The sequence below is a fragment of the Herbaspirillum sp. FG34 genome (assembly GCF_057809315.1).
In genome coordinates, this window is record NZ_JBMDJS010000018.1 from 1 (window position 1) to 19,311 (window position 19,311).

18 protein-coding genes are annotated in these 19,311 nt (G+C 63.8%); 5 read left to right on the plus strand and 13 right to left on the minus strand.

From position 1 onward, the window contains the following. The 5 genes from ACODSZ_RS19115 to ACODSZ_RS19135 all read right to left on the minus strand — a co-directional run. Positions 1-2,689 (minus strand): S8 family peptidase (locus ACODSZ_RS19115; protein WP_488928280.1); only part of this gene is annotated, 2,689 nt, incomplete at its 3' end. Between the two features lie 273 nt (positions 2,690-2,962). After that, complete coding sequence (locus tag ACODSZ_RS19120; protein WP_488928281.1) at positions 2,963-3,490, minus strand: hypothetical protein; 528 nt, start codon at positions 3,488-3,490, stop codon at positions 2,963-2,965. Between the two features lie 292 nt (positions 3,491-3,782). Then, positions 3,783-5,258, minus strand: a complete 1,476-nt coding sequence (locus ACODSZ_RS19125) for an efflux transporter outer membrane subunit (protein ID WP_488928282.1) — start codon at positions 5,256-5,258, stop codon at positions 3,783-3,785. Continuing rightward, positions 5,258-6,826 (minus strand): MDR family MFS transporter, encoded by a 1,569-nt coding sequence (locus tag ACODSZ_RS19130; protein ID WP_175343623.1) that lies wholly within the window; start codon positions 6,824-6,826, stop codon positions 5,258-5,260. The genes ACODSZ_RS19125 and ACODSZ_RS19130 overlap by 1 nt, the downstream gene beginning before the upstream one ends. Continuing rightward, the gene (locus ACODSZ_RS19135; protein ID WP_175343622.1) at positions 6,823-8,016 is read right to left on the minus strand and encodes an HlyD family secretion protein; all 1,194 of its coding nucleotides are present in this window, start codon (positions 8,014-8,016) and stop codon (positions 6,823-6,825) included. The genes ACODSZ_RS19130 and ACODSZ_RS19135 overlap by 4 nt, the downstream gene beginning before the upstream one ends. A gap of 212 nt (positions 8,017-8,228) precedes the next feature. On the opposite strand from ACODSZ_RS19135, the gene ACODSZ_RS19140 reads away from it, so the two are divergent. Beyond that, a complete protein-coding gene (locus ACODSZ_RS19140; protein WP_034350741.1) occupies positions 8,229-8,753 on the plus strand; it encodes a MarR family transcriptional regulator in 525 nt (174 codons plus the stop codon). A gap of 92 nt (positions 8,754-8,845) precedes the next feature. Here ACODSZ_RS19140 and pip read toward each other — a convergent pair whose 3' ends face one another. Continuing rightward, entirely contained in the window at positions 8,846-9,814 is a 969-nt protein-coding gene (gene pip / locus ACODSZ_RS19145) for a prolyl aminopeptidase (protein WP_488928283.1), read from the minus strand. Positions 9,815-9,881: 67 nt separating this feature from the next. Next, positions 9,882-10,343 (minus strand): Lrp/AsnC family transcriptional regulator, encoded by a 462-nt coding sequence (locus ACODSZ_RS19150; protein WP_008330522.1) that lies wholly within the window; start codon positions 10,341-10,343, stop codon positions 9,882-9,884. 198 nt (positions 10,344-10,541) lie between these two features. Here ACODSZ_RS19150 and ACODSZ_RS19155 point away from each other — a divergent pair, with 198 nt between their 5' ends. The 4 genes from ACODSZ_RS19155 (at position 10,542) to fnr (ending at position 14,990) form a co-directional block, all read left to right on the plus strand. After that, entirely contained in the window at positions 10,542-11,609 is a 1,068-nt protein-coding gene (locus tag ACODSZ_RS19155; protein ID WP_039784832.1) for a 1-aminocyclopropane-1-carboxylate deaminase, read from the plus strand. 207 nt (positions 11,610-11,816) lie between these two features. Beyond that, entirely contained in the window at positions 11,817-12,443 is a 627-nt protein-coding gene (locus ACODSZ_RS19160; RefSeq protein WP_175343619.1) for an OmpW/AlkL family protein, read from the plus strand. Positions 12,444-12,696: 253 nt separating this feature from the next. Next, the gene (locus ACODSZ_RS19165) at positions 12,697-13,767 is read left to right on the plus strand and encodes a fatty acid desaturase (RefSeq protein WP_008330529.1); all 1,071 of its coding nucleotides are present in this window, start codon (positions 12,697-12,699) and stop codon (positions 13,765-13,767) included. A 374-nt stretch (positions 13,768-14,141) separates the two neighbouring features. Continuing rightward, positions 14,142-14,990, plus strand: coding sequence for a fumarate/nitrate reduction transcriptional regulator Fnr (gene fnr / locus ACODSZ_RS19170; protein ID WP_488928284.1), 849 nt, complete (start codon positions 14,142-14,144; stop codon positions 14,988-14,990). Positions 14,991-15,021: 31 nt separating this feature from the next. Here the strand turns inward: fnr and ACODSZ_RS19175 are convergent, their stop codons facing one another. The 6 genes from ACODSZ_RS19175 to ccoO all read right to left on the minus strand — a co-directional run bounded on the left by ACODSZ_RS19175 (position 15,022) and on the right by ccoO (position 19,308). Continuing rightward, positions 15,022-15,279, minus strand: a complete 258-nt coding sequence (locus ACODSZ_RS19175) for a hypothetical protein (RefSeq protein ID WP_488928285.1) — start codon at positions 15,277-15,279, stop codon at positions 15,022-15,024. Positions 15,280-15,354: 75 nt separating this feature from the next. After that, positions 15,355-15,900, minus strand: coding sequence for a FixH family protein (locus ACODSZ_RS19180; RefSeq protein WP_008330536.1), 546 nt, complete (start codon positions 15,898-15,900; stop codon positions 15,355-15,357). Between the two features lie 53 nt (positions 15,901-15,953). Then, on the minus strand, positions 15,954-17,429 hold the full coding sequence (gene ccoG / locus ACODSZ_RS19185; RefSeq protein ID WP_488928286.1) for a cytochrome c oxidase accessory protein CcoG: 1,476 nt from the start codon (positions 17,427-17,429) through the stop codon (positions 15,954-15,956). Positions 17,430-17,569: 140 nt separating this feature from the next. Then, positions 17,570-18,502, minus strand: a complete 933-nt coding sequence (gene ccoP / locus ACODSZ_RS19190; RefSeq protein WP_175343615.1) for a cytochrome-c oxidase, cbb3-type subunit III — start codon at positions 18,500-18,502, stop codon at positions 17,570-17,572. Beyond that, a complete protein-coding gene (locus ACODSZ_RS19195; RefSeq protein WP_008330546.1) occupies positions 18,495-18,689 on the minus strand; it encodes a cbb3-type cytochrome oxidase subunit 3 in 195 nt (64 codons plus the stop codon). Before ACODSZ_RS19195 ends, ccoP begins: the two co-directional genes overlap by 8 nt. A 4-nt stretch (positions 18,690-18,693) precedes the next feature. Continuing rightward, positions 18,694-19,308, minus strand: coding sequence for a cytochrome-c oxidase, cbb3-type subunit II (ccoO, locus tag ACODSZ_RS19200; protein ID WP_175343614.1), 615 nt, complete (start codon positions 19,306-19,308; stop codon positions 18,694-18,696). Between the last annotated feature and the right edge of the window lie 3 nt (positions 19,309-19,311).

Consider the following 19,311-nt stretch of genomic DNA (forward strand, 5'->3'; position numbering starts at 1 on the left):
TCGCGGCAGGCGTACTGGTAGCAGGCGCACTCGTTACCGGCGTGCTCGCGGCAGGCGTACTGGAAGCCGGCGCGCTGTCTACCGGTGTACTTGCGGCTGGTGTATTGGACACTGGCGTGCTCTCCGCCGCTACACTTGCGGCAGGTGTAGTGGTGGCCGATGTGTTGGTGACAGGAGCAGCGGAGGCAGGTGTACTGGTCACCGCTGCGCTCGCCGCCGGTGTACCGGATTCAGATGTGCTTGCCGGCGTAGCGGCCGGCGCGAGCGTGTCATGGACCAGCTTGTCGATACTCACCGCAGTGACGATATCCAGGTCCACGGCGTTGCTCGTCACCACGGGGTGGAAGTCGAACAGCAGCGAATTGTCCGAAACGTTCAGGCGCGGCGCGCTGAGACTGCCGGCCGTGACCACGCCAGCCAGCTTCTGACCGTTGTTCAGCGTCGCAGCCTTGGCCACATCGACCGCCATCGCGGCGCCCGAGGCGAAGCTGGCCGCATCGGTCACCACCAGCTTGCCGTATTGGGTGGCGCTGGCCACGCCTATCGTCAGGGTCTGTCCCGCCGTCTGGACGTAGCCTGGCACGCTCAGCGTGCCGGCCGCGATCGTCGTATTGCCGCTGTAGCTCACCGTACCGAGCACGCGCAGCGTCCCCTCGCCCTGCTTGACCAGGCTGCCCGGCGCGCTGCCATCGGCCATGCCGTTGTTGAGCGTGAAGGTGAAAGCCTGAGTATCGATATTGCCCGTACCGCTGATGCGCACCGCATTGGCCAGGGTCAGACTGTCAGCGGCGGCGCGCAGGGTGGTGCCATCGCCCATGACCAGCGCGCCGCTGCCCAGCGCGGTGGACGAGGCCACGCCCAGCGTGCCGCCTTCCAGGCGGGTGCCGCCCGAATAACTGTTGTTGCCCGACAGGGTCAGGCTGCCCTCGCCGGTCTTGACCAGGCTGCCCACGTAGTCGGCATCGGTCTTCTTGCGCACGGCGTCGAGGTAGGCGGTCTGGCCGTTGTAGTTGCCCAGGGCCAGGTTGGCCGCGACGGTATTGGCATCGGTGGAGAGCATGTAGGTCAGCAATTGCTCCTTGCTCAGCAAAGGCCCGCTGCCGGACTGCTTCAGAATGGCGGCCGCCAGCGTGTTGGCGGTCACGGCCTTGTCGGCGTTCTGGAAGGCGGTATTGTCGGCCTTGCTCTTGCTGGCCTGATAGGCGGCGTTGAGTCGGGCCCGCGTCTGCACCAGCGCCAGGGCCGCATCGTAGTCACTGTCGACCTTCGCCGTGACGACGGCAGTGGCACTGTCGAGCGTCGCTTGCAATGTGGAGGGAGACAAAGCCTCCCAGGCGGCCAGTTGCGCCTTCTCTTCGCTCTTGCGCTGGATCAGCGCGGCTTCGGAAATGTCGTTGCTCCAGGTATCGGCCTTGCCTGCACCGATCCTGGCATTGAAGACGCCCAGCAACTGGCCGGGGCCGTAGAGGGCCTTGTTCAGATCCGGCAAACCCCAGCCGAACATGGCGTTGGGAGCATCGGCCGGACCATCGCCGAGATGCTTGGCCGTAGTCAGCAGAATGGTGCGGATGGCCTGGTTGTCCAGCTCCGGATAACGCTGCATCAGCAGGCCCAGCGCGCCGGTCACGTGGGGGGCCGCCATGGAGGTGCCGGAGGCGTTGACCAGGGCGGTGTCGGAGGTAATGTTCAGGCTGGGAATGGCCGAGCCCGGTGCGGATACGCACCAGTACCTGGCCAAACCGCACTGGTTGGAAAAACTGGGCAGCGCCGAACTGGCATTGACCGCGGCCACCGCGATCCAGTTCTGCTCCAGCTCCGGCCTGAAATACGGCAACGCCGAGCGGATGTTGACGTTGGCCTTGCCGGTATTGCCGGCGGCCCAGACCATGAGCGCATTGGACTCTTGCGCGACGTCGGCTGCCGCATCCAGCCAGCTCTTCTTGCCGCCGCCCTGGAGGCGCTGGTAGGAGGCCGCCACGCCGCCGATGCTGCCGAAATCATCGCGTGAATCGGGGCTTCCCCAGCTGCTGTTGATCACGCGCACACCCGCGCTGGCGAGATTGCCGTAGGCCGCCTTGAAGTAGTTGTAGTCCACGTTCACGCCATAGACCGAACTGTCGGTGCCGTTGGTATTGGTGATGTAGTAGTCGCTGTCGAACGCCACGCCCAGGAAACCGGCGCCATTCTTGGATGCCGCGATGGTGCCGGAGACATGGCTGCCGTGCTTGTCGTTGAGGGAGCTCAGGGCACCGGTGGTGCTGAAGGCGTCACCAGCCTTCCAGGGCTGCTTGCCATCCTGGTATTGCGATCCATCGTTGGCATAGGTCCCCACGACGGCCAGCGGCGTGGCGTTGCGGCCGACGAATTCGGCATGGGTCAGCATGAGCCCCGAATCGACCGAGCCCAGCTTGATGCCCAGGCCGGTGTAGCCCGCCGCATAGGCATATTGGGCATTCATGGCGCCCAGGCCCCAGTTGGTCTTGAACTCCTTGTTGTCGGCCCAGCTGGCCACGGCCGCTGCCGCATCGGTGCTGGTGCTGCCGTCATAGTTGACATAGCTCTGCGCCATCGCCGGCACGCTCAGGGCCGGGCCCAGGGTCAGCAATACGGCAGCATACAAGGCTTTTTTCTTGAAGACGGCCGGTGGCATCGGCGCGACTTGATGTAGCGACTTCTTGTTCTTCTTCATCTTCCCTTCCTAGGTCGATCGTGTGGAATTGGCCAGGAGATCGGGAATGCTTGCCCGCCCCCGCGCTGCGTGTCGTCGCCCCGGATGCCGGCTGATACCGGCTTTTTGTAGGGGCGAATTGTCGGGGGCCGACCAGGTTCTGCACATTGTCTTTTGGTGCTGTTTGCACGCAGACAATGTGCTGTTTTTAGCATCACGCCAGGGCGTGATCAGAGGAAGGAAAAGACAAAAAAGAAGCGCAAGCCAGCTCAGCCGCGCTGACCGCAACCTGCTTCAGAAACGCCAGTTGGCGCGGATCCGATAGCTCACGCTGGCCTTGAATGGCCAGGGCGGACGCGGCGTTCCGGGCACGGCCTCGGTCAGGGCGGCCAGGCCGTCGCGCTCGGCAAGGAGCTCGAAGCGACTGGCCGGATGGTGACTGCGTGGCGGCAGCGCACGCCCGCCGGAATGCAGCTGCGAGAGCACGCCTGACAATGACCGTTGACCAGGCTGGCCCGGCAGGGACAGATCCAGATCAGCCACGCCAGCGGTGCCGAAGAATGTGTCTTGCCGACGCGAAGTACCAAGCTGCAGGCCAAGATCAAAGGTCCCCGGAACCAGGCCCAGGCCCGCCGCCAGATTGACGATGCCGGCCGTGGACGCCAGGCTGTAGCTATGGCCGCTGACCCGGTGCTGGGCCCTGGCGGCCAGGCCCAGCATCAGGCCCAGCACCAGCAGCATGAGGGCATTGCGCCAATAGGAAAGGAAGATCGCCGCAACATGCGGCACGCCATGCTTGCTCAGGTTCTCACGATTGCTCATCTGTTTGCCCACCTCGACGCTGCGGAATCGATCAGGGCAAACCACCATGCCGGATGCCCCGTCCTCGTTTTTTTTCATCCCCGGAGGGACGCTGCTCACCGCTTGTTATGTCGCGTATTGTCGGAGCACTGGGCGATTCTGGACACTGTCTTTTGGTGCAGCTTCCGTAAAGAATATGTGAATTATTTTTCGTAAGCTCACCCACCCGGAAGATGAATCTTCTGTCGCAATGGCGCAAAAAAACCGGCAGCGCATCGAGGCGCTGCCGGCGTGGGGGTGCGCTCGGGCGGATTCAGCCCGGCTGGTCGGACCAGCCCAGTCCCAGCGCCTTCTGGATGCCCACGAAGCTGCGCGTGAGATTGGCCTCGGCCTGCAACAGGTTCTGTTGCGCGGTGAGTTGCTGGCGGGTGGTATCGAGCACCTCGATGAGCGTGCCGGTACCGGCCTCATAGCGTTGCCGCGCCAGCGCCAGCGCACGGTCGGCGGAGACCTTGGTACGTGCGAGCGTGGCCACGCTGATGCGACCATAGCGCATGCGCGAGAGCGCATCCTCGGCATCGCGCAGCGCTTCGAGCACGGCCTGGCGGTACTTCATCTCGGCTTCGTCACGCACCCGTTCGGCTTGCGTGACGCGCGCCCTGGCGCGGCCAAAGTCGAGGAAATTCCAGCTCAGCATGGGGGCGCCGATGGCAGCGAAATCATCCAGGCGCGTCAGGTCCGATGGATGCGTGCCGCCCAGCCCGATGACACCAAAGAGCTTGAGACTGGGATAGCGTGCCGCTTCGGCCTGGCCGATCCTGGCGGTATCGGCGGCCAGCGTGCGCTCGGCCGCACGCACGTCGGGCCGGCGACGCAGCAACGACACCGGATCGCCGACGGCGACCTGTTGCGGTGGCAGCGGCACCGGTGCGGTCGCGGCCAGTTCCGCATCGAGCGTGCCGGGCTCCTGCCCCAGCAGCGTGGCCAGCTGGTTGAGGTAGGCATCGCGCTCGGCCTGCAAGGGGACCAGGTCGGCGCGGCTGGCATCGAGCTGGTTCTGGACACGCAACTGATCCAGCGACGAGGCGGTGCCGCGCTGGACCCGCTGATCGGTCAGCTGCAGCATCTGCTCCTGCGCCTGCACCGCTTGCCGGCCCAGCGCCAGGCGCTGCTGGCGGTCGCGCAGGCTGATATAGGCGTTGCCCACTTCGGCGGCCAGGCTGACCTGTACATCGGCCAGCGAGGCTTGCGCGGCGTCCGCCGTCGCCGTGGCTGCCTGGACGGCGCGGCGGTGTGCACCGAAGAGATCGATCTCCCAGCTGGCATCGAAGCCCACGCTGTAGAGATTGGCGCTGGTGGCCGAGCCATTGCCGGAGCTGGAACCGCCGGTCAGCGCCCCCAGATTGGCCGGTGGCAGGCGTGCGTGCGCCGCCAGCGCCGAGGCGCCCACGCTGGGCGCGGCGTTGGCCTGCTCCAGCGCCAGCCCGCCGCGCGACTGCTGCAGGCGGGCGCGGGCCACGCCAAGATTCGGGTTGGCCTGCAAGGCGCGTTCGATGAGACTGGTGAGCTCGGCATCACCCAGGGCTTGCCACCACTGGTTGATTGGCGCGGTGGTAGTCACGGTGTCGCCGCCGCGCACGAACTGCCTGGTGTGTGCGGCTTGCGGGGCGGCCTCGGGCGGGCCGGCATAGTCCGGACCGAGGGCGCAGCCGGCCAGCAGAGCTGCCGCGGCCAGGGCGATGAGGCGCGTGGCCGGAAAGGAAGAAGAGGTCTTGTCCATGTTGTTCATCAATGAGAAGCCACCGGTGCGGCATGGGTCGGCAAGGGACGCAGGAACAGCACCAGCGGCGTCACGCACAGGATGGCCACGCCCAGCAGCCAGAACAGGTCGGCGTAGGTCATGGTCAGCGCCTGGGCCTGGATGGTGCTGCCCATGAGCCGGATGGCCACATCCTGGCCGCCCAGCAGATGGCCTTGCGCAGCGATGGTGGATTGCACCAGCTCGGAATTGGCGTTGAGGCTTTCTTCCAGGCGGCGGCTGTGCAGCCACAGGCGCTGGTCCTGGATCACGGCGATGGCAGCCAGCGCCAGCGAGCCGCCAAGATTGCGCGCGGCGCTGTAGAGTCCGGAGGCATCGCCGGCCTGCGAGGGGGGCACCGAGCGGATCGCCGCCTGGTTCAGGAACAGCATCGCCAGCACGGTGCCCACCCCGCGCATGAGCTGCGAGGCCACGAAGGAGCCGCCGTAGGAGAGCGGGCTGAGGTCGGTCTCGATGAAGGCCGATGTCGCCAGCAGCAGGAAGCCCGTGCCGACGGCGATGCGGATGTCCACCAGCCGCATCAGCAAGGGCGTGAAGGGCATCATCAGGATCATCGGTACGCCCGAGAGCAGCACGATCCAGCCCGACTGCAAGGAGTTGTAGCCGGCGATGCCGGAGAGGAACTGCGGGATCACATAGGCCGTGCCATACAGCGCCACGCCCACGATCATGGCCATCATCACCACCGAGCCGAACTGGCGGTCACGCAAGAGCCGCAGCTGGATCACCGGATGGCGCGAGCGCACCTGGCCGATGGCCAGCAGGATGAAACCCAGCACGGAAGTGGCGGCCAGCCAGCGGATGTCGGGCGAGGAAAACCACTGCTCGCGCTCGCCCTCTTCGAGCACCACCGTCAGCCCGCCCAGCCCCAGCGCCAGTCCGGCAATGCCGAACCAGTCAGCCTGGCCGAACTGCTCGAACTTGGGACGCTCATAGGGGATCGCCACCAGCAGCAAGGTGATGAGGGCCGCGCCCACCGGCAGGTTGATGAAGAAGGCGTAGTGCCAGCTGACGTTCTCGGTGAGCCAGCCTCCCATCACCGGCCCCAGCACCGGCCCGAGAATGGCAGTAGCGCCGAACAGGGCATTGCCCACCGGCTGCTGCGCGCGCGGCAGCCGGGTGGCGATGATGGTCATGGCGGTCGGAATGAGCGCACCGCCCGTGAAGCCCTGCCCGACCCGCCCCACGATCATCATCGGCAGCGTGGTCGAGAGACCGCACAGCACCGAGAACATCGTGAACAGGCTGGCTGCCGTCAGCAGCAGCACGCGCAGCCCCAGCAGCCGCTCCAGCCAGGCCGACATGGGGATGATGACGATCTCGGCCACCAGATAGGCGGTGGCGATCCAGGTACCTTCGGTGCCGGAAGCACCAATCTCGCCCTGGATGGTGGGCAGCGAGGAATTGACGATGGAGATGTCCAGCGTGGCCATGAGCGCGCCCAGCGTACCGGCGGCTACTGCCAGCCAGGCAGCGGCATCGGCCTTCTCTCCCTGGACGCCCTGCCCTGGCGACGCGGCGCGCGCGGCGCTGCTCACTGCGGCTCCTTGCGGGTGGCGTTGATCTCGCTGTTGCGTTCGCGCAGATCGCGCAGTTCATCCTTGGCGGCGATGGTGTTGACCTCCACCGTCACCGACAGGCCGGCCACGAAGGCGCGGGTTTCTTCCGGGGTGGCATCGATGGCAATGCGCACCGGCACGCGCTGGACGATCTTGGTGAAGTTGCCCGTGGCGTTCTGCGGCGGCAGCAGCGAGAACTGCGCACCGGTGCCCGGCGAGAGGCTGTCCACATGACCGTGGAACTCCACGCCCGGCAAGGCATCGACCTTGATGATGGCGGGCTGGCCGATGCGCATGATGCCGATCTGAGTTTCCTTGAAGTTGGCCGAGACGTAGAAGTGTGTCGGCACCACGGTCATCATGCGCGTCCCCGGCGAGACGAACTGGCCGACCCGCACCTGCTTGTCGCCGATGCGGCCATCCACGCTGGCGCGGATCTCGGTGTAGCCGAGGTTGACGCTGGCGGCGTCATACTGCGCACGGGCGGTTTCGCCCTGGGCCTGGGCCTGGCGCACCTGCGCCTGCAGCGAGCGCACCCGCAGCTGGGCCGCATCCAGCGCCGCACGGCGCGCCGCCACGGTGCTGCGCGCCTGGGCCTGCTGGTTGCGCAGGCTGGTCAGGCGTTCGCGGGTCTCGGCGCCGGAGGCGGCCAGGGGCGTGTAGCGTTCCACTTCGGCGCTGGCGAAGCGGGCATCCTCGTCCGCCGAGGCCAGCTGTGCCTTGGCCTGGGCGATGGCGGCCTGCTGCTCGGCCAGCTGCGCCTTGGCAGCTTCCTCGCTGGCGGCGGCGGCATCGATCTGGGCCTTGGCCTGGGCCGCCTGCGCGGAATAATCACGGGCATCGATGCGTACCAGTGCCTGGCCGGCCTTGACGATCTGGTTGTCGGCCACCAGCACCTGGTCGACATAACCGGTGACCTTGGAGGAGACCGTCACGCTGTCGGCCTGGACGAAGGCATCATTGGTGCTTTCGAGATACTTGCCACGGAACTGGTAGTACAGCACCCAGGCCGCTACGATGACCAGCACCAGCAAACCCAGCGTACGCAGGATGAAACGGGCACGCGGGCTCATGCGTTTCTTGGGAGCGCTGTTCTTGTCGTTACCGGGAGAGGAGGAATCTGGCTGGGATGGACTGGCTTCTGGTTTGCCGGGTGTGGCGTCGGTCATCTTTTTTATCCTAATATCGGGGCGCGGAAGGTTTCAAACGGAATCCATACGGTGCCAGTACAGTGTTGGTGACTGGCAATACACTTGGCCGTTGGGGAGCAATACAGTGCCAATACAGTGCCAAGACAGTGGCGATACAGCGTCAGTACGGTTGTGCGCAAACCAAGGCAATAATTAATGAGGTACCATATGATATGGTATCTGGAAAAATCATGTCTACAAGCTTTACAAACGATGACAGCAGCAGTGCCGCCGAGGCACTGCGCGACTTCTACATTCGCTCGCACCGCACGCTGGACAAGCTCATGGCCGGTGAAGGCGCCTCGCTGGCGCGCAACAAGATGCTCGGCCATATCGAGCGCAACAGCCCGGTGCGCGCGGCTGATCTGGCGACGGCCTTCGGTTTTGCACCGCGCACCATCACCGAGGCCATCGATGCGCTGGAGCGCGACGGACTGGTCCGGCGCAGTGGCGACGCCAGCGACCGCCGGGTCAAATACATCGCTTTGACCGCATCGGGCAAGGAAGTGCTGCGGGCCTCGGAGCCGGTGAAGAAAACCTTCATCGATGGACTGTTCGCTGCCTTGAGCGAAAAGGAGATCGCCAGCTTGACCACTGTCCTGGGCAAGCTCAACCATCGATTGGCGGAACTGGAAGAAGTGTATTCCGCGCCCCCCTCTGCGACAGCCGTTGCAACGGATGAGGTACCCGCCAGGCGCGGTCGAAAGAAAAGCTGACACGGCAGAACAGACAAGAAAAACGCTCCCGCCAGGGGAGCGCCAGAACATGCGGTATGGCGAGGGGTGAGACCGCCCTCAGCGCCGGGCCATCACCGATCCGCGAAACGATCGGTGGCTGCGATGAGCTGGTCGAGAATACCGGGTTCGTTGTAGGCGTGACCGGCACTGTCGATCAAGTGCAGTTGCGAACCGGGCCAGGCCTGGTGCAGGTCCCAGGCGGACTTGGCCGGGGTGGCCAGGTCATAGCGACCCTGCACGATCACACCGGGAATGCCTTCCAGGCGCGCGGCATTGGCCAGCAGCTGGCCCTCCTCCATGAATCCCTTGTTGAAGAAGTAGTGGTTCTCGATGCGCGCAAAGGCCAGCGCGAATTGCGCATCGTTGAAGGAATCGATCAGGCCCTCATCGGCTACCAGGGTGATGGTGCTGGCTTCCCAACGGCTCCAGGCGCGCGCGGCCTGCAGCTTGGCGGCTTCGTCGTTGCCGGTCAGACGTTGGCGATAGGCATGCACCAGATTGCCGCGCTCGGCCACCGGGATCGGGGCCAGGAATTGGTCCCAGCGATCCGGCACCATCCACGAAGCTCCCTCCTGGTAGTACCAATCCAGCTCGGCCTGGCGCAACAGGAAGATGCCGCGCAGGACCAGCTCGGTCACGCGCTGTGGATGGGTCTCGGCATAGGCCAGCGCCAGCGTGCTGCCCCAGGAACCGCCGAAGACCTGCCAGCGGGCGATGCCCAGCAGTTCGCGCAGGCGTTCGATGTCGGCCACCAGGTCCCAGGTGGTATTGGCCTCGAGGTTGGCATGCGGCAGCGAGCGGCCACAGCCGCGCTGGTCGAACAGGACGATGCGGTATTTTTCCGGATTGAACAGGCGCCGGTGCGAGGGGCCGCAACCGCCACCGGGCCCGCCATGCAGGAAGACCACCGGCTTGCCCTTGGGGTTGCCGCAGACTTCCCAATAGACCTGGTGACCGTCACCAACGTCGAGCATGCCGTGCTCATGGGGTTCAATGGGGGGATAGAGGCCGCGCAGGCTGGCAGGGGCGGAAGTGGTCATCAGCAGATCCTTGGGGATGAAGACAAAAGAGGCAGTATAGGGTGGGCAGGATGAGAATGCAGATTCCTCATTCCACCACGAGTTCCGGATTGTTCTTCACTTCGTTGAGGACAAAAAAGGAACGCAATTGCCGCACCCCCGGCAAGCGCAGCAGGGTGTTGGCATGCAGGCGATTGAAGGCTTGCAGATCCTTCACGCGCAGCTTGATCCAGTAATCGAATTCCCCGGCCAGCAGCAGGCACTCCTGGACGGCGGCAATCTCGCGCACCGCCTTCTCGAATTCGGCGAAGCTCTCCGGGGTGGAACGGTCCAGCACCACGCCCACCGTCACCAGTACCGGCAGACCTAGTTTTTCGGGATCGAGGATGGCGCGCACTTCCTTCACATAGCCCTCGTCCATCAGCCGTTTGGTGTGGTTCCAGCAGGCCGTGGCACTCATGCCGAGCTTCTTGGCCAGCTCGGCATTGCCGATGCGGCCATCCTTCTGCAGCGCCTTGAGGATGCGCTTGTCCATGCGGTCGAGCGTCATGATGATTCTTTCCTTAAATGACAAATTGTCGCAATTTTATTTGCATGAAATAATTTACATCGATTTTTCATCACGAATAATGCCATAAATTCGGAAGCACCATTTTAATCCTCCGGCGTAAAGTTGATCCCGGCGATTCACCATGAATCGGACCAGATTCGGACCCCTTTCGACCATCCACCTGAACCGGAGCACTCCATGCTGGCACTCGACAAACTCTTCCCTCGCAAGACCCTGGGCTTCTTCCCCTCCCCCATCCACAAGCTGGAACGCTTGTCCGCCATGCTGGGCGTGGAAGTGTGGGCCAAGCGCGATGACGTCTCTTCCGGCCTGGCCTTCGGCGGCAACAAGATCCGCAAGCTTGAATGGCTGGTGGCCGATGCCCTGGCCAAGGGCTGCGACACCCTGGTTTCGATCGGCAACATCCAGTCCAACCACACGCGCCAGGTCTGCGCAGCGGCTGCTGCCGTGGGCATGAAGTCCTACACCGTGCAGGAAACCTGGCTGGAATGGGATGACCCGGTCTACGACAAGGTCGGCAACATCCTCCTGACCCGCATCATGGGCGGCAACCCGATCATGGGCGGCTATGGCTACTCCACCACCGAGAAGGACACCTGGGCGCGCGCCCTGGAAGAAGTGCGCGCCAAGGGCGGCAAGCCCTATGCGATTCCGGCCGGTGCGTCGGACCACCCGCTGGGCGGCCTGGGCTATGCCAACTTCGCCGATGAAGTCGCAATGCAGGAACAGCAGCTGGGCATCTTCTTCGACAACATCGTGGTGGCCACCTGTACCGGTTCCACCCAGGCCGGCATGGTGGTCGGTTTCGCCGCCCAGGAAAAGCGTCGCCGCGTGATCGGCATCGACACCGCCGATGACGAAGCCATGACCCGCCGCGCCGTCACCAAGATCGCCAACGACACCAGCGAGCTGATCGCCGCCAAGGGTGGCCAGCGCGTCGTGGTGCGCGATGCCGACATCGAGATCATTCCCGACTACAGTGGCCCGGCCTATGGCTTGCCGAGCGAGCAGACCATCGCCGCCATCCGTACCGCGGCCGAGATGGAAGCCATGCTGACAGATCCGGTGTATGAAGGAAAATCCATCGACGGCTTGATCGACATGGCCAAGAAGGGCCATTTCAAGGGCCAGCGTGTACTGTATGCCCACCTCGGTGGCGCACCGGCACTGAACGCTTATTACAAGGCCTTCGAAGATCCGGAAAACCTCACCAAGCTGGCGCGCGAAGCACGCTACAAGGAGTAAGCCGGAGCGCTCCGCGCAGACGCATCGGCGCGCTGCACATCCAGCCCGTGCCTGCTCAAGCAGGCCGGGCTTGTGTCATTTTGGGGCGCAAGTTCCCGCTGGCCGGCTCATTTTTTCTTCATGTGCCTGCCCGCTTGATCGGCATCAAAGCCCGCAGAAAGCTTCACGCGTACCTTTCGGACATCCTCACTCGACAGGTAAAACACCGTGAAAAAAATCGTCACCCTCACTGCCGCCGTGGCCGCCCTGGCCTCCTCCTTTGCTGCTGCTCCCGTGTTCGCACAGGAAGCCCAAGGCCCGTGGCTGGTGCGCGTACGCGCCGTCAACCTGAGCCCGGAAAACAAGTCCGACCCGGTCGGCGGCACCGGCGCCTCGGACCGCATCACCATCAACAACAAGGTGATTCCCGAGTTCGACATCAGCTACTTCTTCACCCCGAACATCGCTGCCGAACTGGTGCTGACCTATCCGCAAAAGCAGGACGTGCGCCTGGACGGCACCAAGATCGGTACCTTCAAGCACCTGCCGCCGACCCTGACGCTGCAATACCACTTCATGCCTGAAGCGGCCTTCAGCCCCTACATCGGCGCCGGCATCAACTACACCCGCATCTCCAGCGTCAGCCTCGCCAACGGCCTGCAACTGGATAGCAGCAGCGTCGGTGGCGCCCTGCAGATCGGTGCCGACTACAAGATCAACAAGAACTGGCTGATCAACTTCGACATCAAGAAGGTGCAGATCTCCAGCGACGTGAAGACCGCTGCCGGCACCAAGGTCAGCAACGTCAAGATTGATCCGTGGCTGATCGGCGTTGGCGTGGGTTACCGTTTCTAAGGTATTCTTGCCGCACCCAAACGGCGCGATCCGTCATCGATGATGACCGGTCGCGCTGTTTTTTGGGATCCGCGCTAACGTCCCGCCACCGGTTTTCCGGCCGCCATGTCTTGCAATGCCATCCGCCCCTTGCAGCGTTAGCTGGAGCAGTCTCCTGCGGCATGCTCCCCCGTCCACCGTTTGATAGTAGGAAGAGGTAATTACGATGTCGACGACTTCGCACCCCCACACCCCGGTCGCGCCTGGCGCACCGATGCCCCATCGCAAGATCATCCGCTCCTGGGTGATCCCCATCAGCCAGCGCAGCACGGCCATCGCCCTGGCGCTGTCGGTACTGGACTTCTGCCTGTTCGGCGCCAGCCTGGCGGCCATCGTCTGGGCCCCCTGGCTACTGGCCAAGATCGCCCTGGGCGTGGTCAATGGCTTCATCATCGGACGCCTGTTCATCCTCGGCCACGATGCCTGCCACCAGGCCTTCACGCCCAGCCGCAAACTCAATACCTGGCTGGGCCGCCTGCTGTTCATGCCTTCGCTCACGCCCTATAGCCTCTGGGCCGTGGGCCACAACGTGGTGCACCACGGCTATACCAACCTGAAGGGTTTTGATTTCGTCTGGCAGCCGCGCTCGCTGGAAGAGTTCCGCGCCCTGCCGCGCTGGCGCCAGCGCCTGGAGCGCCTCTATCGCAGCGGCTTCGCTCCGGGTCTGTACTACATGGTCGACATGTGGTGGAAGCGCATGTACTTCCCCTCCAGGAAGCAGATGCCGACCCGTCGTGCCGAATTCATGTGGGATGGCGTGCTGGTGACGGCCGTGGCGGCTGTCTGGATCGCCGGCCTGGCCTGGGCTGCGCAAGCCACCGAACAATCCTTCTGGACCCTGCTGGTGACCGGTTTTGCGATTCCGCTGCTGTTCTGGAAGGCCATGATCGGCTTCGTGGTGTATGTGCACCATACGCATACCTCAGTGGCCTGGTATGAAGACAAGATCACCTGGGCTGCTGCGCAACCCTTCGTCTCCACCACCGTGCACCTGACCTTTGGCCGCTACTGGGGCGCGCTGCTGCATCACATCATGGAACACACCGCGCACCACGTGGACATGAGCGTGCCGCTGTATCGCCTCAAACAGGCCCAGAAGAAGCTGGAAACCATGCTGCCCGGCCGCATCGTGATCCAGCGCTTCTCCTGGCGCTGGTATTTCGATACCGCACGTCGCTGCAAGCTGTACGACTTCAAGCGCCTGTGCTGGACCGACTATCGCGGTCGTCCCACCAGCACGCCGCTGCCGCTGCCGGAAGTCAACAAGGCGACGGCCGAAGCCTGATCCGGCAGTGGCCGGTCAACGCCTTCAGATCGCCACGAAGATACTGAAGTTTCAATAACAAGACGGTCGCATGGAAGGGCATTCGCGGGTCCCCGGTAACCCCGCGATACCGCCCACTTTCCCCCATCAAGGCCGCTTCTCTACACTGCGCTGTGCGCGCTTTCCGGTGCCGCTCAGGCACCGTCAGTTGTGACGGATTGCAGTGAAATTGCGCGTGACGACGCGGCCTCGCCAGTCGATTTCGGCGATTACTTCGACCATGTTTGATCTGGGACAAGAAATGCCGTCTGATACGGGAATACTGTGCTTCCTATTACGTTCCGCGCACTTAAAATCGAGTCATTCGATTGCCACAAGTCCGCCGGGAACATCGTATGAACCAGCCTTGCCACTCCACTTCGCTCGCCGCTGGCGCCACCAACGCCAACGCTTCCCTGACCTCATGTTCGCCGCTGACGGCCGCGCGTGAAGCCGCTGCCAGCTCCGCGCTGCGCAGTTGCACCGCCTGCGGCATGCACCAGCTGTGCCTGCCCATGGGTCTGGACGAATCCGACATGAAACGCCTGGACAAGATCATCGGCCGCCGCAAGGTCGCACGCGATGACTTCCTGTACCGTATCGGCGACCGTTTCACGGCACTCTATGCAGTGCGCGTGGGACACTTCAAGACCTACCAGGAAAACCTCGACGGCGACCGCCAGATCACCGGCTTCCAGATGCCCGGCGAACTGCTGGGCATGGATGCCATCAGCACCGAGCAGCATCAATGCGATGCGGTGGCCCTGCAGGACAGCGAAGTCTGCGAAATCCCGTTTGCACGCCTGGAACAGCTGTTCGGCCAGATTCCGCATCTGCTGCGTCATTTCCACCGCATGATGAGCCACGAGATCACCAGCGAACAGAACGTCATCATGCTGTTGGGGAACATGCGTGCGGAACAGCGGTTTGCCGCTTTTCTGGTGAATTTGTCTTCACGTTACGCTGCACGCGGCTATTCCTCCACACGCTTCCAGCTGCGCATGACGCGCCAGGACGTCGGCAACTATCTCGGCCTGACCATCGAGAGCATCAGTCGCCTGATTTCCAAGTTCCGCAAGCAGGGTCTGCTGGCGGTGGAACAGCGCGATGTGGAAGTGGTCGACCTGGCCGCGCTCAAGCGCCTGGCTGCGGGCATGGATGCCTGCACTCCGGTGGCGGCGGCAACCGCCCGCTCGGGCAGCTAAGCGCTAGCGGCCCGAAAAGCGTCCGGAGTGCTCAGCCCTGGACGAAATGGCGCAGGCGCTCTCTTGGCAGCGCCCGCGTCAGCCGTACGGCCAGCAGGCCACATGCGGCAAAACTTCCCCAGAAACAGAAGAACCCTACGGTGTAGGCCGCCAGTGCTTCCCACTCATGGCCGGCTGCCATGGCCAGCTCCTCGGGATTGAACAGGGAAAAGAACATTCCTTCGGCCGCGATGGCCATCAGGAAGGCGACCCAGCCCACGATGGCGAGATTGCGTTGTTGTTTGCGCATGACTGTCTCCTTGATGCAGGAAGTTTCATCCGTAGAGGGCCGGTCTTGAAGCCGACTTCACTCCAGCTTAGCGCATTATTCGGCCGGTGCGTAGGCCTCGGCATTCATTTCGATGCTGCGCTGTTGCGGCCACACCCAGGTACCGTGCAGGCGCCAGCGGTGGCTGCCATCTTCGGCTACCAGGCGCCAGCGCGCCTGTTCCATCTCCGCCAGCGGCACCGAGAAGCTGCCATCGGCGGCGGGGTGGACCATGAGCGTCCTGTCCTTGGCGGGCAGCGTCGGGTGCACCAGGTTCAGTACCAGGGTCTGCCCTTCTTCGCCGGTAGCAGGCGTCTGGCGCATCTGCAAGCGGCCCCGCAGCACCGCGCTGGCCGGATCATAGGCAATACCGATGGAGGCGCCCAGGCGCTGCGCTTCGTGATCGCGGCGCAGGTCCTTGTTGATGGCCTTGCCCTGCTTGTAGTAATCGTCGGCCACCAGCGCATCGGCGCGCGAAATGGCCAGCCAGGCGGTGAAGATGCCGGCCACCACCACCACGGCCGGGCCGGACATCAACAGCCAGGGCCAGCGGTGACGGTACCAGGGAAGGGTGTTGCCAAGCTTGGGGGAGACGGTCTGCATGGTTTCCTCTCGATATGACGTTGGGTTCATGTGAGCTGCGCCATTTTCTGCCGTCAGCGGCGCGGCACCAGGAAGACCGCCTTCTCGCTGACGTGCAGCGCGGGCTGGTCCTCGGCCTGCAATTCGATATGAATCTTGTTGGAGCCGGACTCGCCTGCCCCGTGCGGTGCCCTCACCCTGACCGGCACCATCAGGGTCTGGGTCGCAGCCAGTTCGATGGGACCGACTGGATCGACCGTCAGACCATCGATGCCGGTGGCGCTGATGCGGTAGCGATGGCCGCGCTCGTCGGTATTGATGACCTGCAGGCGATAGACGTTTTCGATGATGCCATCTTCCACTTCGCGCCCCATCGAGCCCCGGTCGCGGATCACATCCAGCTTCAGCGGGGTGCGCACCACCAGCGAGCCCAGGAACAGCGCGATCACCGCCCCCAGGATGGCGGTGTAGATGAGGATGCGCGGACGGAACAGGCGGCGCCGGATTTCCGGCGTCGAGAAGCCCTGCTCGATGGCGTTCTCGGTGGAATAGCGGATCAGGCCGCGCGGACGGTCGATCTTGTCCATCACGCTGTCGCAGGCATCGACGCAGGCGGCGCAACCGATGCACATGTATTGCAGGCCCTGGCGGATATCGATGCCGGTGGGGCAGACCTGGACGCACATGGTGCAGTCGATGCAATCGCCCGCCTTGCTGCCCTCCTGCAGCTTGGCCGCCTTGGCCGCCGGCATGCGTGGCTCGCCACGGGTGTCGTCGTAGGTAATGATGAGCGAGTCGCGGTCGAACATGGCGCTCTGGAAGCGCGCATACGGGCACATGTACTTGCACACCTGCTCGCGCATCCAGCCGGCATTGCCGTAGGTGGCGAAGGCGTAGAAGACAATCCAGAAGCTTTCCCACGGGCCCAGCGCGAACTGCCCGATTTCAGGCAGCAGGTCGCGGATGGGCGAAAAGTAGCCGACGAAGCTGATACCGGTCCACAGGGCCACGCTGCCCCAGGCCAGGTGCTTGGCCGACTTGCGCCAGAGCTTGTCGAACGACCAGGGCTGGCGGTCCAGACGCATGCGGGCGCTGCGGTTGCCTTCGATACGACGTTCAATCCACAGGAAGATCTCGGTGTAGACCGTCTGCGGGCAGGCATAGCCGCACCAGACGCGGCCGGCGATGGCAGTGAAGAGGAACAGGCTGAAGGCACAGATGATCAGCAATGCGGCCAGCCAGATGAAGTCCTGCGGCCACAGCACCAGGCCGAACAGGTAGAACTTGCGCGAGGCCAGGTCGAACAGCACGGCCTGGCGCTCGTTCCAGTTGAGCCACGGCAGGCCGTAGAACACCAGCTGCGTCAGGAACACGCACAGCCAGCGCAGGCTGGCGAAGCGTCCTTGAATCTCGCGCGGGTAGATCGGTTCACGCGCGGCATACATGCGGATGACGGCATATTCATCCTTGCCGTCCTTGCGGGGCGCTTCCTCCTGGGATGGCGGGCCCTCTTCCTTGCCCTGCCTGGGTGTCATTGCGGCCTTGTTCATGGTCTTGCCTGCTCTGCTTTCGCTCTCTGTCATGCGCCCCTTGGCCGGGCGCGGCCGGTATGGCCATCACGAAGAACGCCGGGGCCGCGCAGTTCTGTGACTGCGTCGGCCCCGGCGCGGGTTCAACTGCTCATCGGAGCCTACTTGGCCTCGGCATTGCTGGGCTTGTTGGACAAGCTCCAGACATAGGCCGCCAGCACGTGCACCTTGGGTTCACCGAGGAATTCGCCAAACGCCGGCATGGTGTTGTCGCGGCCTTTGTTGATGGTTTCCTTGATGGTGTCGATGCTGCCGCCGTAGAGCCAGATCTTGTCCGACAGGTTGGGCGCGCCCAGGGCCTGGTTGCCCACGCCGCCAGGGCCGTGGCAGGCCATGCAGGCGGCGAACTTGGACTTGCCCAGCTCGGCCTTGATCGGGTCATGCGCCGAGTTGGACAGGCTCAGCACATAGTTGGCGACGTTGTCGACATCCTTGTCGGTCCCCACCGCAGCAGCCATGGGTGGCATGACGCCGTGACGGCCCTTGAGGATGGTTTCCTTGATGATCTCGGGTGTGCCGCCATGCAGCCAGTCGTTGTCGGTCAGGTTAGGGAAGCCCTTGTTGCCGCGTGCATCCGAACCGTGGCACTGCGCGCAGTAGGTCAGGAACAGGCGCTCGCCGATGGCATGGGCCTGCGGATCAGCGGCCACTACCTTCAGGTCCTTCTTGAGGTAGCTGTCGAAGAGCGGTCCGTACTTGGCTTCGGCCTGCTTGACGTCGGCATCATGCTCGCCGGTCGAACGCCAGCCCAGGGTGCCGGGCAGGTTGCCCAGGCCGGGGTAGGCGATCAGGTAGCCCACCGAGAAGATGATGGTGATATAGAACAACCACATCCACCAGCGCGGCAACGGGTTGTTCAGTTCGGTCAGGTCTTCGTCCCAGACATGACCGGTGGTCGAACCGGCGATGGGCTGGTCGCCCTTCTTGACCTTCCAGCTGGACTGCTGCCACAGCAGCAGCGCGCAACCGGCGATACCCAGCACGGTCAGGACGATGATCCAGATATTCCAGAAACCATTGGTGAAATCAGCCATGGCTTGTCTCCTTGTCGCTGCTGTCGGCCGCGGGCTGGCCGATGTCGCCATCGGCGAAGGGGATCATCTCGGCTTGCGTGAAGTCAGCGGGCTTGTGGCTGACATAGGTCCACCACAGGATGCCGGCAAAGGTGAGGAAGCTGATCAGCGTGATCAGGCTGCGTGGATCGGTCAACATTTCAATCATGGTCTTATCTCTCCGCCTTGATCAGGACACCCAGGCCTTGCAGGTAGGCGATCAGCGCATCCTGTTCGGTCTTGCCGACCAGCTCGGCCGGCGCATTCTTGATGTCTTCTTCGGTGTACGGGTCGCCGATGCGCTTCAAGGCCTTCATGCGCGAGACGATGTCGTAGTTGTCCAGCTTGGTCTGCTCCAGCCACGGATAGGCCGGCATGTTGGACTCCGGCACCACGTCACGCGGATTGTGCAGGTGGGCGCGATGCCATTCATCGCTGTAGCGGGTGCCGACCCGGGCCAGGTCCGGACCGGTACGCTTGGAGCCCCACTGGAAGGGGTGGTCATAGACCGATTCACCCGCCACCGAATAGTGGCCATAACGCTCGGTCTCGGCGCGCAAGGGGCGGATCATCTGCGAGTGGCAGTTGTAGCAACCCTCGCGGATGTAGATGTCGCGGCCGGCCAGGCGCAGGGCCGAGTAGGGCTTCAAGCCGGCGATCGGTTCTGTGGTCGATTTCTGGAAGAACAGCGGCACGATCTCGGCCAGGCCACCCACGCTGACCACCAGCAGCACCAGGCCGATGAGCAGCCAGGGGTTCTTCTCAATCCATTCATGCGAAAACTTCATACT

What these genes read in the sequence shown, in the direction of transcription:
- ACODSZ_RS19150 (WP_008330522.1), bottom strand. Translation starts at nt 10,343, where the DNA reads ATGACGCTCGACCGCATGGACAAGCGCATCCTCAAGGCGCTGCAGAAG.
- ccoP (WP_175343615.1), bottom strand. Translation starts at nt 18,502, where the DNA reads ATGGCTGATTTCACCAATGGTTTCTGGAATATCTGGATCATCGTCCTG.
- ACODSZ_RS19135 (WP_175343622.1), bottom strand. Translation starts at nt 8,016, where the DNA reads ATGACCGACGCCACACCCGGCAAACCAGAAGCCAGTCCATCCCAGCCA.
- ACODSZ_RS19125 (WP_488928282.1), bottom strand. Translation starts at nt 5,258, where the DNA reads ATGAACAACATGGACAAGACCTCTTCTTCCTTTCCGGCCACGCGCCTC.
- ACODSZ_RS19175 (WP_488928285.1), bottom strand. Translation starts at nt 15,279, where the DNA reads ATGCGCAAACAACAACGCAATCTCGCCATCGTGGGCTGGGTCGCCTTC.
- ACODSZ_RS19165 (WP_008330529.1), top strand. Translation starts at nt 12,697, where the DNA reads ATGCCCCATCGCAAGATCATCCGCTCCTGGGTGATCCCCATCAGCCAG.
- fnr (WP_488928284.1), top strand. Translation starts at nt 14,142, where the DNA reads ATGAACCAGCCTTGCCACTCCACTTCGCTCGCCGCTGGCGCCACCAAC.
- pip (WP_488928283.1), bottom strand. Translation starts at nt 9,814, where the DNA reads ATGACCACTTCCGCCCCTGCCAGCCTGCGCGGCCTCTATCCCCCCATT.
- ACODSZ_RS19155 (WP_039784832.1), top strand. Translation starts at nt 10,542, where the DNA reads ATGCTGGCACTCGACAAACTCTTCCCTCGCAAGACCCTGGGCTTCTTC.
- ACODSZ_RS19180 (WP_008330536.1), bottom strand. Translation starts at nt 15,900, where the DNA reads ATGCAGACCGTCTCCCCCAAGCTTGGCAACACCCTTCCCTGGTACCGT.
- ACODSZ_RS19195 (WP_008330546.1), bottom strand. Translation starts at nt 18,689, where the DNA reads ATGATTGAAATGTTGACCGATCCACGCAGCCTGATCACGCTGATCAGC.
- ACODSZ_RS19140 (WP_034350741.1), top strand. Translation starts at nt 8,229, where the DNA reads ATGTCTACAAGCTTTACAAACGATGACAGCAGCAGTGCCGCCGAGGCA.
- ccoO (WP_175343614.1), bottom strand. Translation starts at nt 19,308, where the DNA reads ATGAAGTTTTCGCATGAATGGATTGAGAAGAACCCCTGGCTGCTCATC.
- ACODSZ_RS19120 (WP_488928281.1), bottom strand. Translation starts at nt 3,490, where the DNA reads ATGAGCAATCGTGAGAACCTGAGCAAGCATGGCGTGCCGCATGTTGCG.
- ccoG (WP_488928286.1), bottom strand. Translation starts at nt 17,429, where the DNA reads ATGAACAAGGCCGCAATGACACCCAGGCAGGGCAAGGAAGAGGGCCCG.